The organism is Chloracidobacterium sp. (assembly GCA_016711345.1).
Lineage (GTDB): Bacteria > Acidobacteriota > Blastocatellia > Pyrinomonadales > Pyrinomonadaceae > OLB17.
In genome coordinates this window covers 3,241,180-3,257,600 of sequence record JADJTD010000001.1, presented here as the reverse complement: position 1 = coordinate 3,257,600, position 16,421 = coordinate 3,241,180, and the positions used below count along the sequence as shown (strand labels likewise).

Genomic DNA, 16,421 nt, shown 5'->3' with positions numbered 1-16,421 from the left:
TTATCCAGATGCATCCTCCCGAGCAAGCAGTTCTTTCTTTCGCTCGATGCCCCAGCGATAGCCGCTTAGCTTGCCATCGGTTGCAATGACTCGATGGCATGGAATGACAAGGGCGACACGGTTTCTGGCGCATGCCTGAGCCACCGCACGGACTTTTTTCTTATCGCCAATAGCCTCAGCAACCTCGCTGTAAGATCGTGTATCGCCGTAAGGTATCTTTCTCAGAAAATCCCACACCTGCATCTGAAACGCGGTCGCCTGCAAGTCGAGCGGCAAGATGAGCGGCTTGTTTTTGCCAGCGAGATATTTCAGGATCTCCTCAACCGAAGACTTTAAATTCTCTGCGTCCTCTGCAATCTCCGCGTTGGGAAATTCCTTTCTTAATCCGTCAGCTAATTCCCTCTCGCTGTCGCCAAACGTCACGCTACAAATACCGCGTGGCGTCCTCGCGACCAGCAACTTCCCTAGCTCACAATCTGTAACTATGTAGTTGATGTTCATTCCTTTTCCACCTTTTTTATAAATTGCCGGCGTCATGCCGAGGTTTTCCGCCGCTTTTTCATAAAGCCTGCTGCTCGACCCGTAACCAGCTTCATACATTGCTGTTATGACATCGCTCCCATCCTTGATCTCGTGTTTGAATCGCTCCAGACGCTTTGCTTCACCGTATTTTTTGGGAGAAATGCCAACGATATCTTTGAACGTCCGCTGAAAATGCGACGGGCTGAGGTCTAGTTCGTTACTTAGGTCATCGAGCGAAAGTTGATCGTCCTTGTCCATCAATTCACACGCCCGAAGCACCATATCGATATGCGGATCGGCAGCGTTTGTCAGTTTGGGCTTGCATCGAAGACACGCCCGAAAACCGTCCAACTCCGCACTTTTAATTCCATCAAAAAACTCAACATTTTCACGTTTCGCTGGCCTTGCCGAACACGATGGACGACAGAAAATGCCCGTTGTTTTAACCCCAAAAACGAAAGCCCCGTCAAACCTCGCATCTCTCGCCTGCACAGCCCGCCAATAGATCTCTCTTTCCATGCTATTGAGTTTATTCGCTCTCGCAACTGAAATCTATCCGAAAATTGCTGTAGAATTTTATTTATGAGTTCGATCGTTTTGTTCGACGGCGTGTGCAATTTTTGCAACGATGCTGTGAATTTTATTATTCGTCACGATCGAGCCGGGCGTTTTAAATTTGCACCACTGCAATCTGAGATCGGACAGGCATTGCGGGCGAAATATGGAATCGGTGAAAACGTGGATTCGATCGTCTTGATCGAAGATGATCATGCCTTTACCCACTCGACCGCTGGTTTGCGGATCGCGAAAGGCTTGGGCGGCATTATGTCGGCTGCGTATGTATTTATTATAGTTCCGACAGTAATTCGCGATTTTTTTTATAAGACATTCGCCAATAACCGTTACCGATTATTCGGAAAAAAGGAAGTTTGCATGATCCCGACAGCGGAAGTACGAGAGAGGTTTTTATAATTATGAAGGCAATATGGAACGGCACAATTTTGGCCGAAAGCAATGACACAGTAGTGGTAGAAAACAATCATTATTTCCCCGCCGAATCGATCAAGCAGGAATATTTTTCGCCATCCGAAACACATACTGTTTGCGGCTGGAAGGGCACGGCGAATTACTATGATGTCACCGTAAACGGCGACACTAACAAAGACGCCGCGTGGTATTACCCTGAGACAAAGGACGATGCCAAGAATATCGAAGGCTATGTCGCATTTTGGAAATGTGTTGTCGTCGAAAATTAATACTGTGAGTTATTCGCTCGAAACATTGGAATATGCCAAGCTCCTTGAACTTGTCAGCCGCCACGCCCAGACACCGATGGGCGTAGATCGTTTCGCGCTCCTTAGGCCGCTTGCGACGCGGCGTGAACTCGATGCTGCTCTCGCGGCAATCATCGAGACCATCTTTCTCAACGAAGAAAATCAGGTAACGTGGTCGTTCAGCGGACTCGAAGATCCGTCCGATGCTGTCGCTATCCTCAGGATCCAAAACGCCGCGCTCGAACCGAATCTGATGCTTGAGGTCGCCCGAGTTTGCAGCCAGGCGTTGTTCGTCCGTTCGTCAATGCAGCCGGCAAAAGACGACGCTCCGACGCTATGGCAAATAGTGGAAAACATTCCGCCATCGCTGCTAGCAGTGATCGACCGGATCAACAAAAAGCTGCTGCCCGGCGGCGAGATAGACGATTCCGCCTCGCCCGAACTCTCAAAGCTGCGGCGTGAGATAAATTTGCAAAAAGGTCGGCTGACCAAATCGCTCGAATCCGCGATGCGGAAAGCGGGAACCGCGATCCAGGACGAAATCGTGACCGTTAGAAACGACCGCTTTGTCATTCCCGTAAAGACAGATTTTCGCGGCAAGGTCAGCGGTGTGGCTCACGGATTTTCTTCGAGCGGTTCGACGGTTTTTGTCGAACCGCTCGAAGCCATCGAGGCGAACAACGAGCTGCAAAATCTAAAAGGCAAAGAAGAACGCGAGGTCGCCCGAATATTATTCGCTTTAACGGAAGATCTTCGCGAACAGCTTCCCGCGGTCGAAATGGCGGTCGATGCCGTCGCCGAACTCGATTTCATAAAAGCAAAGGTAGAATTTGCCCGTAAATTCAATGCTGTCGTACCTGAGATCAACGATGACGAAATGCTCGACCTAGTCGACGCACGACATCCGCTTCTTGAAGAAAATCTAAAAAGTATTTCAGCGCAAAGCCGCAAAGTCGCAAAGTTAGAACTACCTGCGGTAGCGGGTGGTTTAACGTCCGACATAGTGCCGTCTTCTTTCTCGCTGACCCGCAATAACTCAGTCATGATAATCTCCGGCGCAAACGCAGGGGGCAAAACGGTCGTGCTCAAAACAGCGGGATTGCTGTCATTGATGGCGATCTCCGGCCTGCCGGTTCCGGCAACTGAAGCTAAAATTCCCTTTTACCGCTCGGTCTTAGCCGACATCGGCGACCACCAATCGCTCTCGGCAAATCTCTCGACTTTCTCGTCGCACATGTCGAACATTGCCGGGATGATCGAGGAATGTGTGCCGCCGTCGCTCGTCTTGCTTGACGAAGCAGGGACCGGAACTGACCCTGAAGAAGGCTCTGCCCTCGGCGTCGCGATCGTCGATCATTTTCGTCAAAAAGGTGCTCAGGTCATCGCCTCGACGCATTATCGCGGCTTGAAAATGTACGCTGCGAATGACGAAAGCATCATCAACGCCTCGGTCGAATTCGACGAAAAAACGTTGCAGCCTACATATAAATTGCTTCTCGGCCTCGCCGGTGCTTCGTCCGGTATCGAGATCGCACGGCGATTCGGCATTGATCAAAATGTCATCGATATTGCGCGTGAAAACCTCGACATTTCCGCTCAGGAAGCCGAAAATTACCTTAAAAAACTGCAAACCGAAACCAAGATCGCGACCGACCTCCGCATCGCTCTCGAAGAGGAACGCGAAGCGGTTGCGATGAAATTTGCAGGGCTTGAGATCGAAGCAGTCAAAAAAGAAAAGGATCGCCAAAAGGAATTCGAAGGCGAGCTTGCCAATGCGATCGACGAATTCGACCGCCAGTCAAAAGCCTTCATGCAGACGCTCGAAGACAAAGCCCTAAAAAACAAACTCGACAAAGAACGCCTGTCGCGAAAAGCCGAGCTCAACCGTGCCGTCATGTCCAAAGTCGGAACCAAGAAAAGTGGTCAGTGGTCAGTGATCCGTGGTCAGACGGACGGAAACGCGAGTGTGAACGAGCGTGCCGATTCGCAATCTACGATTATCCAGATTGGCAGCAAGGTCATTACGTCTTTCGGCAACATCGGCACCGTCGAAAAACTCGACAAAGAAGTCGCCGAAGTCCTCGTCGGCGGCATGCGGCTCCGCGAAAAGATCGCTGACCTTCAACTCGCAGAGGCGGAAACACGACCGGCAGGAAGTGTGTCTTCTCGTTCAAAAACTCAAACGATAAACATCGACGGAGGCGACGCACCCGCCGAACTAAACCTCATCGGCAAAACCACCGCCGACGCCGAATACGAGATCGACCGCTTCTTCGACGAAGCCTACATGTCCTCCGTGCGCCGCGTCCGCATTATCCACGGCTTCGGCACCGGTGCATTAAAAAATTATGTTCACCATTTCTTAAAGGGTCACCCGCACGTCGAAAAGTTTGGCTTCGCCCCATCCGACCAAGGCGGCAACGGCGCTACAATTGCGGAGTTGAAACAATGAAGAATTTAGGCTCTATTGTTGTTTTGTTTTTAGCGGCTTCTTGCTTTGGTCAGGTTTCACCTCAAGCTGTAAAGGTGGACGAGTTTGGAATGGTTACTTGTGGGGATTTACTTTCTCGGATCGACAATTTGTTTGTTCAGATGGGAAATAATCCTAATGCGTCTGCTTTCATTGTGATTTATCCTAAAAAAGGTCTGCTAGGGAAAGCCGAACGCCAAAGGAAGTTTATAGAGAACATCTTTCAACGTCGTCAAAGTGATGTGGACCGGCTCAGAATTATTCGCGGGGAGGAGTCCGAATCGGAAGCAGGTGCGTTCTTTCTTTTACCGCCAGGAGCAGCCGCTCCGATCAACGAAGTCTTAGGGTGGCCCGAGAAGAAGACGCTTGATCTTACAAAACCGTTTATTTTCGGCACCGAAGCAGACGAAGATCCTTGTCCGGATTTCCCTTTTTCGACCTACGCTCGCTTAATACTATCGAACCCAAATGTAAGAGGCCACATCGTTATCTATCCGTATTCACGGAAATATCGACACGAGGTTGCTGCGGATTGGATAAGAACACTTACCGCAAAATATGGGGTTCCTCGGAAACAGTTACGCGTTTTCTTTGGAACGCAAGCGAATTCACCGTATAGCGAGTTTTGGATCGTCCCGGTTAAGAAGAGGTAAATGCAATACAACCGACACTTCATCAACGATCTGAAAAACCGGTACTGGTTTTGAACCAATACCAAAAAACCGTGCGCCTTGATAATGATGCAATACTGTGCTATCGTTGCAACACAGGGTTTTGTGTCCGTCGCACTAATAAGTTTTACAGGGAGAATGGCTCGAATAATGGCCATAATTTTGCTCGTCCCCAAGTGGATCAATTTTTGTTAAAACTCGTGGGAAATGGGCGAATATGGCCGCAACCCAAGTATTTACAATATTTAGAATTTCCCACAGACGTGTGACAAAGTGGGATAAAAAAGTGGTGGGACAGTGGGACACTTTGCGTATTAGTGGGCTAAGATGAAGAGATTCAATCACTTAGCCTGTCCCAAGAGCTGTCCCAAAGTGTCCCACGTTGGGACAGCCGTTTGGGACGATGTGAACGCATTAACTGAGGAATGCTCTACGACCAATATTTCATTGACGATCTTAAAAACCGTGCAGACATTGTGCGGATAATACAGCCGTATGCGCAAGATCTGAAGAAGAAAGGGGCGAATTGGATGGCGTGTTGTCCATTTCATCAGGAAAAGACGCCATCGTTCTCGGTCAATCCGTCGAAAGGATTTTACAAATGCTTTGGCTGCGGCAAAGGTGGCAGCGTTTATAACTTTTTGATGGAAATAGAAGGGCTAAACTTCCCCGAAGCGATAAAACGCGTCGCCGAGATCTCCGGCGTGATGCTGCCCGAACCGATTGACGATCAAAACTACGAGATCAACAAAAAGAAGAAAGAAGAGAAGAAAAAAGTCGCCGACGAGATAGTCGAGCTGAACAAGATCGCCCTCGAATTCTGGGAAACCGAGCTGCAAGCCAAAAACGCCAAGGCTAAAGCGGCTCGTGAGTATCTGGAAAAACGCGGCATCTCTGAAGAAACGCAAAGGGCGTTTCACATTGGCTTTTCACCTGATAAATGGGACGGACTGCTCAATCTGCTTCGCGAAAGGAATGTTGATGAGAAACTCATTGAGCAAAGCGGCCTTGTCTCGGTAAATGAAGAAAAAGATCGTGTTTTTGACCGCTTTCGCGGGCGGATCATGTTCCCGGTTCTGGATGTCAACGGCAACGCGATAGCTTTTGGTGCCCGAGCAATGGGTTCGGACGAACCGAAATACCTGAACTCACCCGAAACGCCCGCTTACACAAAGGGCAACCATCTTTACGGGCTTTTCCAATCGAAAAACGACATTCGTCAAAAGAAATTCGCGATCCTTGTCGAAGGCTATCTCGACCTGATCGCGCTTTATCAATTCGGCGTTACCAATGTTGCCGCGAGCCTTGGAACAGCCTTTACAGATCAGCAGGCAAAACTTCTGCACCGTTTTACTGACCGGATAGTTATTAATTACGACGGCGATTCGGCAGGCATTAAAGCTGCTCGGCGTGCTATCGAGCATCTTCTGCCGCAGGAATTCGACATCAAAGTGCTGGTGTTGCCTGACGGTAAGGACCCTGACGATTTCATACGCGAGAACGGCGCCGAAGCCTACAATGAAAGACGCGGCAAGGCCGCCGGTTTTCTTCGTTTTGCTCTCGATGCATCGGTCAAAGACCGCAATCTCAACAATGCAAAACATAAGGCTGACGCTATCGAAGATTTCCTGCCCTTGATATCGGCGATCAGAAATAATATTCAACGCCGTGAGAGTTTCGATCAGGCGATGACGTTTTTCCAAATCGAGGACGCTGGCCTGCGGCGTGAATTGTGGACCTCGCTCAAGAATATCGATCACGTGCCAACGCCGAACATCACGCAAAAAATTTCCCGCGCAGCCCGTGCAAAGATCACCGTCGCCGAACGCCGTTTACTTGAACTGCTGATCTTCGACCGCGAGCTGCAGGATATTATCCTGCCACAGCTTGAGCCGAGTGATTACGAGAATGTTGCCGCTGCCGAACTCTTCGCTGCATTTATGGCGGCTCGTGAGGCACAGCAAGGGATCGATATCCCGACGCTTCTTGAACATATTGGTGATGATGACACTTCTCTGGAGCTTGCCCGCGAATTGCTCGCCGGCAAGCCGCGGCGTGAAAAAGATGATGCGATCGATGATGTTTTGCATCAGGCCGAGAATTGCGTTTTCAGCTTGAGAAACATGGCTATCACTAACCGAATCATGGAGATCAGCCGCGAAGCGACGTTGGCTGAGAGTGCTAATGATACCGAGCTTTTTAACCAGCTTACCTTTGAGCAGCTTGAGCTTGAAAAAATACGCCGTGAACTTCAGCGTCGAATCACTGAGTTGTGATATACTTACCGTTTTTATGCTCATCGCCGCTATATTGAACATTTGGCGTGTTTTGGACGTAGTAAACATATAACGAACAACGATTTAACCGACATTTTAATCTAACGCTTTTTATAGAAATATGCCTGATTACGACGAAAAAGAAGACCTAGTAGATCGCCTGGTTGCCCTCGGTCGGCGAAAAAAGGGGCTGAGCCTCGATCAACTCCATCGCGAACTCCCGGAAAACATGCTGTCGTCTGACGACATCGAGGATGTTTTAGAACGGCTCGAAGGGGCCAATATTTCAGTTACCGAAACTGACGCCCAACTCATCGAGCGTGCGCAGACTCTGGCACTTGATGACGAGGAAGAAGAAACAGCCGATGAGGATGATCTTGATCTTGACCTCTCGGCCGGTGTTTTGGATAAGTCCAACGATCCTGTTCGACTATACCTTCGTGAGATGGGTGTCGTGCCTCTTCTCAACCGTGAAGGCGAGGTCGTAATCGCAAAGCGTATCGAACGCGGCCAGATCAAGACCCATAAAGCAATTTCGAGATCACCTATCGCAGTGGAACGTCTGCTTCAGATCGGTACGGACCTTGCTGCCGGAAAGGCCAGCATTCGTGAGACGGTCGTATTCTCCGAACAGGCTGAGATCTCCATAGAAGAGGATAAGGCCGAAGAGTATCTTCGCTGGACGATCGAAGGCATCGAAAGCATCCGCGGCAATTTCAAAGAAGCATTAAAATCTTGGGTTGCTCTTGTCAAAGAACAGGAAAAGGCGGCGGGCAAGAAATCAAAACGCCTGCGAACCTTGCGTCGAAAGACTGCCCGTTTGCGACTCGATATCGCTCAGGAGATCAAGAATCTCAATATCACCGAACGCTCGCGGCAAGTATTGATCGCCGCCATTCGCAAGGTCGTTGAGGAAATTCGAAAGGCTGAGCGATCGATTAAGAGGAATCAAGATAAGCTTGATAAAAAACCGGCGGCACCCGAAAAGAAAGTCCTAAAAGCCAAGATCGCTGAGTCTCGCGCCGTTTTGACTGAGATTGAAGAGAAATATCATCTTCCGGTTGTCGAGATCAAGCGTTCATACCAGACGATCAGCGTCGGCGAATTTGATACCAACAAGGCAAAACGTGAGCTTGTCGAAGCCAACCTTCGTCTCGTCGTTTCTATCGCTAAGAAATACACTAACCGCGGTTTGCAGTTCCTCGACCTTATTCAGGAAGGCAACATCGGTTTGATGAAGGCCGTCGATAAGTTCGAGTGGCGTCGCGGTTATAAGTTCTCGACCTACGCAACCTGGTGGATCAGGCAGGCGATCACCCGAGCCATCGCCGATCAGGCGAGAACGATCCGTATTCCGGTCCACATGATCGAGACGATCAACAAGCTCATCCGCACATCGCGTCTGCTTGTTCAGGAACTTGGCCGCGAACCCACGAGCGAAGAGATCGCGAAGCGGATGGACATCCCTGTCTCCAAGGTGCGAAAGGTTCTAAAGATAGCTCAGGAACCGATCTCGCTCGAAACGCCTATCGGTGAAGAAGAAGATTCACACTTAGGTGATTTCATCGAGGACAAGTCGATCCTAAACCCAGCAGAATCAGTCACTTTCTCGAATTTACGTGAGATAACGGATGAAGTTCTTGCAACACTCACTCCGCGCGAGGAAAAGGTCATCAAGATGCGTTTCGGACTCGGCAACACGGGTTCCGAACATACTCTCGAAGAGGTCGGACAGCACTTCGCGGTCACCCGCGAACGAATCCGCCAGATCGAGGCAAAGGCCCTTAGAAAGCTTCGTCACCCTTCCCGGTCACGGCGTCTAAAGGCATTTTTGGAAGGAAAGCAACCCTAAATTTGGTATAAAGATAAAAACCGGTTGATTAGCTCTGCCGGTTTTTTTCTCCTAACTTCAAACCTAATCTGCATTACATATTTTCGTTTCTAGACAAGGAAACGTGTTGGATAGCTCCCTCTAGATCCGTCACCTTCCCATCAAGTTGTAGTTCATAAACTGTATCGAGAATTTTCTTGAATTCGGGCGATGGTTCCATTCCTAATTCGATCAAATGACGGCCCATCAGAATTGGATCGGGAGCTTTACTCTCAATCTGTAGTTCACGCACTTTCTCGATGAACCACTCTTGGGCCTCCGAGCCAAATCGTTTCTCCACGGGCAGCCAATCCGGATTGCGGCCAAGCGAATCAGCCTTTGCGACACGATAGAGCAAATCGGCCTCGACCTTTCGTGCGAGACGGCGAAACGCTCCGTCGCCGACCGGTGATTTTGCCTTGTAATATTCACCGGGCTTTAAATGATAGCGAACAAGCTGAACGACCTGCTCGCGAACATCAAAGCCGCCGAGAGTAAAAATGCCGAGCGTATCGAGGAAAGACAAAGTCGGCTCGACGCCCGCTTCGTCATGGCCTCGCGAACGCATTTTCCCATCAATAAATTCTGTCGTTGGCGGTTTGCCAAAATCATGCGCCAAGGCTCCGAGCATGACTGCAACTTTTCGTGCGTGATCGAGTTCGTCGATGAGTTTTCGAGCTTCATCGACAACCATCAGCGTGTGAACATCAACATCGCCCTCGGGATGCCATTCAGGTTCTTGAGGAACACCAACGAGTGCCTGCATCTCTGGAAATATTTGTTCGACAACGCGAAGATCGTAAAGCCACTTCAACCCGATCGACGGCTGCTGCGCCTGCAGCAAAAGTTTCTCAAACTCGCCCCAGACACGTTCTTTCGGGAGATCGGTAACATCAATGGTTTTGCAAAGATCAACCGTGTCCGCGTCAATATCGAATTCAAATCTCGCCGCAAACTGTGCGGCACGAAGAACCCGCAAACTGTCTTCGCCAAATGTGATGCCATCGACCATCTTCAGGACTTTACGTTCAAGGTCGGCTCGCCCTTCAAATGGATCGATGATCTCGCCCGTCATGATATCTTTCAAGATCGCGTTTATCGTAAAATCCCGGCGGCGGCATGCGTCCTCAAAGGACATTTCAGGATCGCCTTCGACAACAAAGCCGCGATGCCCGCGTGCGTTTTTACGTTCGCGTCTGGGAATAGAAACATCAAGATTATTTCCTAGCTTATAAACTGCAAACGCCTCGCCAACAACATTCACTTCGCCCGCAATGCCCGCTGTAACTATGAATGCATCCAGTATCTCGCGCAGCTTTTCAGACTGAACGCCGTACACCTCAACATCCCAATCCTTCGGCTCGACGCCCATTAGCTCGTCGCGAACACACCCGCCGACAAGCATTGCCCGCCCGCCCGATTTACGAACGTAATCGGCCAATTTGACTAAATTTTCTTGAAGATTGCGCATTCTCAAACGAACTACAATTTTGCCCCACATCATGAATCCAGGCAAAGGTAACAGCCCTATTCGAGCACTAAAAGACAGGAATCTACTCTTTTTTATCCAACGGGATGATGTGAACAGCCGCATCTTGGACCTCGCGAAGAAATCGGTTGATAACAGAGCCTTTCAATAGAATCTGCCAGCGTGAGCGGGCGGATTGACCGAAGATTACATGGGTAATGCTGTTTTCACGAGCATATTGAAGCAATGCATCGGCGACATTATTTGATTTGAGCTTTACGACCCTAGCACCAAGCGTCTCCGCAAACCGGATATTCTCCTGTAGGGCGGCATATACCTCAGGTGTGATACGTCCAGGTTCTTCCTTAGGGGTCTCGACATAAACTGCCGTCCAGTCCTCATTAGCAAATCGTCCGGCGATCCTAGCTCCCGTGCGGAGTATCCTTTTTGCGCTGCCGCGCGATGCCATACAAACCATGACTTTCTCTGGAATAACCGCGTTTTCGAGTCCCTCTCGTTCACGGTACTCTTGATCTTTTGTTGCTTGTTGCTGAGCGACCTGCCGCAGAGCCAACTCTCGCAACGCGGCAAGATTTCCTTTCCGAAAAAAATTATTCAGGGCCTGTTCGATCTTCTCAACCGAGTAAATTTTCCCCTGTCGGAGGCGTGTTCGCAGTGTGTCTATTGAAACATCGACATCGATCACTTCATCGGCACGATTAAAAAAGCAGTCAGGCACCGTTTCACGCACGTTTACACCGGTGGTGCGGGTAATTATGTCGTTTAAAGACTCAATGTGCTGAATATTTACGGCAGTAATGACGGATATCCCATTTTCTAAAAGCTCCAATACATCTTTGTAACGCTTGGTATTTTTAGCGCCCTCGATATTTGTATGTGCAAGCTCATCAACAATTGCAACTGCGGGACGGCGGGCGATCACAGCGTCCAGGTCCATTTCCTCAAACCAATTGCCGCGGTATTCAATTTTTTGTAAAGGCACCCTCTCGAGATCTTTGATCTGTTCCTCGGTTTCAACGCGCCCATGCGTCTCGATAGCCGCAATTACTACATCAATGCCCTGTTCCTTTAGTTGATGTGCGTCTTCGAGCATCTTGTAGGTTTTACCAACTCCCGCGGCTGCCCCTATATAAACACGAAGCTTTGCCCGCTCGCTCTCTTGAAGCATTTTCAGTAGCGATTCTGGAGTTGGACGATTGCCATCGCGATTTGGCATTTCTGTGATCTCGGTGTCTACAAACATACCGTATTTGTGATTATTTTGATACCGGTTTTTGTCTGTCGAGTTCAATATTCAACTTTAAGACATTGACTCGAGGCTCCCCGAGAAAGCCCAGTTGTCGCTCTTCGTTAAATTTTGCGACCACTTCACGTAATGCCGACTCACTAAGTCCACGTTCTTTGGCAATTCGTGGGATCTGAAATTCCGCCCCGGCCGGTGAAATATGCGGGTCAAGCCCAGACGCGCTAGTTGTCACAAGGTCGGCTGGCACGCGAGCGTTTAGATTTTCCGTCTGTAGCGCTTCCGTATCCGCCTTAATACGATCGATCAACTTCTTGCTCGTCGGGCCCAAATTCGAACCGCTTGAAGCGCCGGCGTCATATCCGTTGCCAGCGGCGCTCGGACGCGAGTGGAAATACTGAGCAGAAGTAAAATTCTGCCCGATGAGTTCCGAGCCCACGATCTCACCTTTCGCATTTCTAATGAGCGACCCATTTGCCTGGTTCGGGAATATGACCTGACTCACACCCCAAACCGCGAGCGGATAGAGAATACCGAGAGAGACAGTAAATACAAGGATCAGTAACACAGATGTAGTTATGTTTTTCATATATTTATTAAGCCAATCCTAGTGCTGTAATAACCATGTCAACCAGTTTAATTCCGATGAATGGTGCGATTATGCCGCCGAGTCCGTAGATCAATAAGTTTCTCTGCAATAGGGACGAAGCCGACATCGGGCGATATTTTACACCTTTCAGAGCCAACGGGATCAAGGCAATAATTACCAACGCATTAAAAATAACAGCCGATAATATCGCCGATTGCGGCGTCTTCAACCCCATGATGTTGAGCGTATTGAGAACCGGAAATGTCGCAGCGAACATGGCCGGAATTATTGCGAAATATTTTGCAACGTCATTGGCGATTGAGAAGGTCGTCAGAGCTCCGCGTGTCATCAGAAGCTGCTTGCCGATAGCGACAACCTCGATCAGCTTTGTAGGGTTGCTGTCGAGATCGACCATATTACCGGCCTCTTTGGCTGCTTGAGTGCCAGTGTTCATTGCTACGCCCACATCAGCCTGTGCGAGCGCTGGGGCATCGTTTGTTCCGTCACCAGTCATGGCGACGAGCTTCCCTTCGGCTTGCTCGCGTTTGATGAGAGCCATCTTGTCCTCGGGCGTTGCCTCTGCGAGAAAATCGTCAACGCCCGCCTCATTTGCTATTGACGCAGCAGTGAGCGGATTGTCACCCGTGATCATCACCGTTTTGATACCCATCTTCCGAAGCTCGTTAAATCGCTCCCGCATGCCGCTCTTGACTATATCCTTAAGATAGATCACACCAAGCGGTTTGAAATTGTCGGCAACGACGAGCGGCGTTCCGCCCGCTTTTGCAATTCTCTCTACAACCTCACGAAGTTCGGCCGGCGATTGCTGACCTCCGCTTAATACGTATTTCTCAATAGCATCAACCGCGCCTTTCCGGATCTGACGCCCGTCTAGATTTACACCCGACATACGAGTCTGAGCGGTAAAAGGGATAAACTCCGCCTGGCTATTGGAAAGCTCACCGACCTCACGACCGCGTAACCCATACATTTCCTTTGCAAAAACGATGATGGATCGCCCCTCAGGTGTCTCATCTGCAAGCGAAGAGAGTTGCGCAGCGTCAGCGAACGTTTCAGCGGAAACTCCTTTGAGCGGAATGAACTCAGCTGCCTGACGATTTCCAAGAGTTATCGTTCCAGTTTTATCGAGCAGGAGCGTGTTAACGTCGCCCGCAGCTTCCACAGCCCGACCGGACATCGCCAAAACATTATGCTGGACGAGCCGGTCCATACCCGCAATACCGATCGCCGACAGTAGTCCTCCGATCGTAGTGGGAATAAGGCATACAAGCAGCGAAACCAACACGAATATAGTTTGCGGCGAGTTCGAATAGATCGCAAAAGGTTGTAATGTTACGACCGCAAGTAAGAAAACAATGGTCAAGCCGGCAAGCAAGATATTCAGAGCGATCTCGTTAGGTGTTTTCTGTCTCGACGCACCTTCAACAAGGGCGATCATGCGATCGATAAATGTCTCACCCGGATTGGAGGTGATTTTAACCTTGATCCAATCGGACAAAACGCGCGTGCCGCCTGTTACAGCCGAACGGTCGCCACCCGACTCGCGAATGACAGGCGCCGATTCGCCCGTGATCGCCGATTCGTCCACGCTAGCGACGCCTTCGACAACCTCACCGTCACCTGGGATAAATTCGCCAGCCTCCACGTAGACTATATCGCCGACGCGGAGTTTGGTCGCCACAACCGTTTCGGCAATACTGCCGCCGTTCTTCAGCAGTTTTGCGCTCGTCTCGGTTCTTGATTTACGTAGCGTGTCGGCCTGTGCCTTGCCGCGGCCCTCGGCCATTGCCTCTGCAAAGTTTGCAAAAAACACTGTGAACCAAAGCCACAGCGTGATCTGCAGTTCAAAGCCCGTTACAGTCGCCGGCATAAACATATTGGCCATCATCCGGAAGGTCAAAAATGCGGCACCGACCTCGACCACGAACATCACCGGATTTTTTAGCATTCTCCGGGGGTTGAGTTTTCTGATCGCATCGATCAGCGCCTGAGTAATAATGCTTCGATCCCAAATTGAAATTGCTTTTTTCATTTTCTTTTATTGGAGAGCCAACAGCTCTTCCGCCCTCCTCGTTTAAAACGTCTGTCCGGCGTACATCTGGAAATGTTCCAGGATCGGAGATAGACTTAGGACTGGAAAAAAAGTAAGTGCCCCGACGATCAATATAATACTGACCAGCAAAACAGCGAATAACGGTGTATTCACCGGAAATGTCCCGAGAGTTGCCGGCACGGTTTTCTTGCTCGCAAGGTTACCGGCTATCGCCAGCATCGGAATGATCATAAAGAACCTTCCTACGAGCATAGCTATGCCGAGTGTTGTGTTATACCAAAGGGTATTGGCACTTATTCCGGCAAATGCAGAGCCGTTATTGCCAGTGCCGGATGTAAAGGCGTAGAGGATTTCCGACAATCCGTGGGCTCCTTGATTGTTCAATGATGTCAACCCGAAATCGGGTGAGACCGCCGAGATCGCGGTGAAAACAAGGATGATCAATGGGAAGATCAATATATATAACATCCCCATTTGGACGTCGTACGCCTCGATCTTTTTGCCCAGATACTCGGGCGTGCGGCCAACCATTAACCCAGCGAGAAAGACCGTAAGGATGATCATCACGAGAATTCCATACATCCCCGCGCCGACACCCCCGAAAACCACTTCGCCGAGCATAATGTTCACGAGAAGCACCATACCTCCGATCGGGGTAAAACTGTCGTGCATCGAATTGACGGCACCGCAAGACGCGTCCGTGGTAACCGTAGCGAACAACGCTGAATTTGCAACGCCGAATCGCGTTTCCTTTCCCTCGAAGTTTCCCCCAACGACAGTTTGGTTAACTGAAACGGGGTAAAGCGGATTACCTCGCGATTCCGCGCCGTAAGTTATAAATGTACCGGCAAGAAAGAGGAATGACATTGCTCCAAATACTGCCCAACCGTGCCCCTGCGACTTGACCATCCGTCCGAGCGTGTACGTAAATCCGGCCGGAATGAGGAAGATCAGCAGCATCTGAATAAAATTCGAAAACGGCGTCGGGTTCTCAAACGGATGCGCAGAATTTGCGTTAAAAAATCCACCGCCATTCGTGCCAAGCATTTTGATAGCCAGCTGTGATGCCACTGGTCCTTGGGCGATCGTCTGCGTATCGATCGTGCTGTCTTCTTTGACATTCTCACCGGCTTCATCAGTAATGACGTTTCCATCATCGTCTTTTTTGTCCACCTGTACGACAAATGAGTCGGTTAATCGGGCAGTGTCATAGGCCTTGAAATTCTGGACAACACCTTGTGATACGAAAAAGATTGCGGCAACGAAGGACAGCGGCAACAGCACATACAATGTTCCGCGAACGAGATCAACCCAGAAATTGCCGAGTTTGTCAGTCTCGAAACGAGCGATTCCGCGAATGAACACAATGGCTAACGCCATGCCTACCGCGGCCGAGAGAAAGTTCTGCAGGGCGAGGCCGGTCATCTGCGTGTAATAGCTCATAGTCGTCTCGCCCACGTAACTTTGCCAATTGGTGTTAGTGACAAATGAAACGGCCGTGTTGAACGACGAGTGTTCAGACGGGCCCGCAAACTCCTGCGTGTTGAGCGGCAAATAGAACTGAAGCCGCTGGACCGCGTAGAGAGCGAGCGATGATACCAGGCTGAAAAGCAGCATGGCGATACCGTATTGCTTCCAGTTCATCTCGCCTGACGAATCAACTCGCGTGATCGCATAAAGAAGACGCTCTACGGGCGCGAAAATGATGCTGAGTATCGTCCTCTCACCGTTATAAACCTTGAGCAGATAGATGCCCACCGGCTTTGCGAGTATTGTAAGAACGAAGAAAAACAGAAGTATCTGTAAAATTCCATTAGTAGTCATGATATTAAAATCTTTCAGGGCGCAGCAGCGCGTAAACCAAATAGATCAACAACAATCCCGTACAAATTAGCGCCAAAATAGTTTCCCAATTCATTCGCTTTTCTCTCCCTTCTTCAATC

General features: G+C 49.7%; 13 protein-coding genes. 6 read left to right on the top strand and 7 right to left on the bottom strand.

What is annotated here, in order from left to right; all coding sequences use genetic code 11:
* Positions 1-1,041, bottom strand: a complete 1,041-nt coding sequence (ada, locus tag IPL32_13575) for a bifunctional DNA-binding transcriptional regulator/O6-methylguanine-DNA methyltransferase Ada (protein ID MBK8466854.1) — start codon at positions 1,039-1,041, stop codon at positions 1-3.
* A 63-nt stretch (positions 1,042-1,104) separates the two neighbouring features.
* On the opposite strand from ada, the gene IPL32_13570 reads away from it, so the two are divergent.
* The 6 genes from IPL32_13570 (at position 1,105) to rpoD (ending at position 9,065) form a co-directional block, all read left to right on the top strand.
* Positions 1,105-1,494, top strand: a complete 390-nt coding sequence (locus IPL32_13570; protein MBK8466853.1) for a thiol-disulfide oxidoreductase DCC family protein — start codon at positions 1,105-1,107, stop codon at positions 1,492-1,494.
* Positions 1,495-1,496: 2 nt separating this feature from the next.
* Positions 1,497-1,778 carry a DUF427 domain-containing protein gene (locus tag IPL32_13565; protein ID MBK8466852.1) on the top strand — a complete coding sequence of 94 codons (282 nt, stop codon included), beginning with the start codon at positions 1,497-1,499 and terminating at the stop codon, positions 1,776-1,778.
* Between the two features lie 4 nt (positions 1,779-1,782).
* Complete coding sequence (locus IPL32_13560) at positions 1,783-4,248, top strand: Smr/MutS family protein (GenBank protein ID MBK8466851.1); 2,466 nt, start codon at positions 1,783-1,785, stop codon at positions 4,246-4,248.
* Positions 4,245-4,919: a hypothetical protein gene (locus tag IPL32_13555; protein ID MBK8466850.1), complete on the top strand. Its 675-nt coding sequence runs from the start codon at positions 4,245-4,247 to the stop codon at positions 4,917-4,919. Before IPL32_13560 ends, IPL32_13555 begins: the two co-directional genes overlap by 4 nt.
* A gap of 443 nt (positions 4,920-5,362) precedes the next feature.
* Positions 5,363-7,213, top strand: coding sequence for a DNA primase (locus IPL32_13550; protein MBK8466849.1), 1,851 nt, complete (start codon positions 5,363-5,365; stop codon positions 7,211-7,213).
* 121 nt (positions 7,214-7,334) lie between these two features.
* Positions 7,335-9,065 (top strand): RNA polymerase sigma factor RpoD, encoded by a 1,731-nt coding sequence (rpoD, locus tag IPL32_13545; GenBank protein ID MBK8466848.1) that lies wholly within the window; start codon positions 7,335-7,337, stop codon positions 9,063-9,065.
* A 73-nt stretch (positions 9,066-9,138) separates the two neighbouring features.
* Here the strand turns inward: rpoD and IPL32_13540 are convergent, their stop codons facing one another.
* From IPL32_13540 to kdpF, 6 genes are all read right to left on the bottom strand, one after another.
* On the bottom strand, positions 9,139-10,524 hold the full coding sequence (locus tag IPL32_13540; protein MBK8466847.1) for an HD domain-containing protein: 1,386 nt from the start codon (positions 10,522-10,524) through the stop codon (positions 9,139-9,141).
* 112 nt (positions 10,525-10,636) lie between these two features.
* Positions 10,637-11,788, bottom strand: coding sequence for a universal stress protein (locus IPL32_13535; GenBank protein ID MBK8466846.1), 1,152 nt, complete (start codon positions 11,786-11,788; stop codon positions 10,637-10,639).
* A gap of 40 nt (positions 11,789-11,828) precedes the next feature.
* A complete protein-coding gene (gene kdpC / locus IPL32_13530; GenBank protein ID MBK8466845.1) occupies positions 11,829-12,404 on the bottom strand; it encodes a potassium-transporting ATPase subunit KdpC in 576 nt (191 codons plus the stop codon).
* 7 nt (positions 12,405-12,411) lie between these two features.
* On the bottom strand, positions 12,412-14,457 hold the full coding sequence (kdpB, locus tag IPL32_13525) for a potassium-transporting ATPase subunit KdpB (protein ID MBK8466844.1): 2,046 nt from the start codon (positions 14,455-14,457) through the stop codon (positions 12,412-12,414).
* Between the two features lie 42 nt (positions 14,458-14,499).
* Entirely contained in the window at positions 14,500-16,302 is a 1,803-nt protein-coding gene (gene kdpA / locus IPL32_13520; GenBank protein MBK8466843.1) for a potassium-transporting ATPase subunit KdpA, read from the bottom strand.
* A 4-nt stretch (positions 16,303-16,306) separates the two neighbouring features.
* Positions 16,307-16,396 (bottom strand): K(+)-transporting ATPase subunit F, encoded by a 90-nt coding sequence (gene kdpF, locus IPL32_13515; protein MBK8466842.1) that lies wholly within the window; start codon positions 16,394-16,396, stop codon positions 16,307-16,309.
* Between the last annotated feature and the right edge of the window lie 25 nt (positions 16,397-16,421).

Coding starts and splice junctions, on each gene's coding strand:
- ada (MBK8466854.1), bottom strand. CDS start 1,041: ATGGAAAGAGAGATCTATTGGCGGGCTGTGCAGGCGAGAGATGCGAGG.
- IPL32_13555 (MBK8466850.1), top strand. CDS start 4,245: ATGAAGAATTTAGGCTCTATTGTTGTTTTGTTTTTAGCGGCTTCTTGC.
- kdpB (MBK8466844.1), bottom strand. CDS start 14,457: ATGAAAAAAGCAATTTCAATTTGGGATCGAAGCATTATTACTCAGGCG.
- IPL32_13570 (MBK8466853.1), top strand. CDS start 1,105: ATGAGTTCGATCGTTTTGTTCGACGGCGTGTGCAATTTTTGCAACGAT.
- kdpA (MBK8466843.1), bottom strand. CDS start 16,302: ATGACTACTAATGGAATTTTACAGATACTTCTGTTTTTCTTCGTTCTT.
- kdpC (MBK8466845.1), bottom strand. CDS start 12,404: ATGAAAAACATAACTACATCTGTGTTACTGATCCTTGTATTTACTGTC.
- IPL32_13550 (MBK8466849.1), top strand. CDS start 5,363: ATGCTCTACGACCAATATTTCATTGACGATCTTAAAAACCGTGCAGAC.
- IPL32_13565 (MBK8466852.1), top strand. CDS start 1,497: ATGAAGGCAATATGGAACGGCACAATTTTGGCCGAAAGCAATGACACA.
- rpoD (MBK8466848.1), top strand. CDS start 7,335: ATGCCTGATTACGACGAAAAAGAAGACCTAGTAGATCGCCTGGTTGCC.
- kdpF (MBK8466842.1), bottom strand. CDS start 16,396: ATGAATTGGGAAACTATTTTGGCGCTAATTTGTACGGGATTGTTGTTG.
- IPL32_13535 (MBK8466846.1), bottom strand. CDS start 11,788: ATGCCAAATCGCGATGGCAATCGTCCAACTCCAGAATCGCTACTGAAA.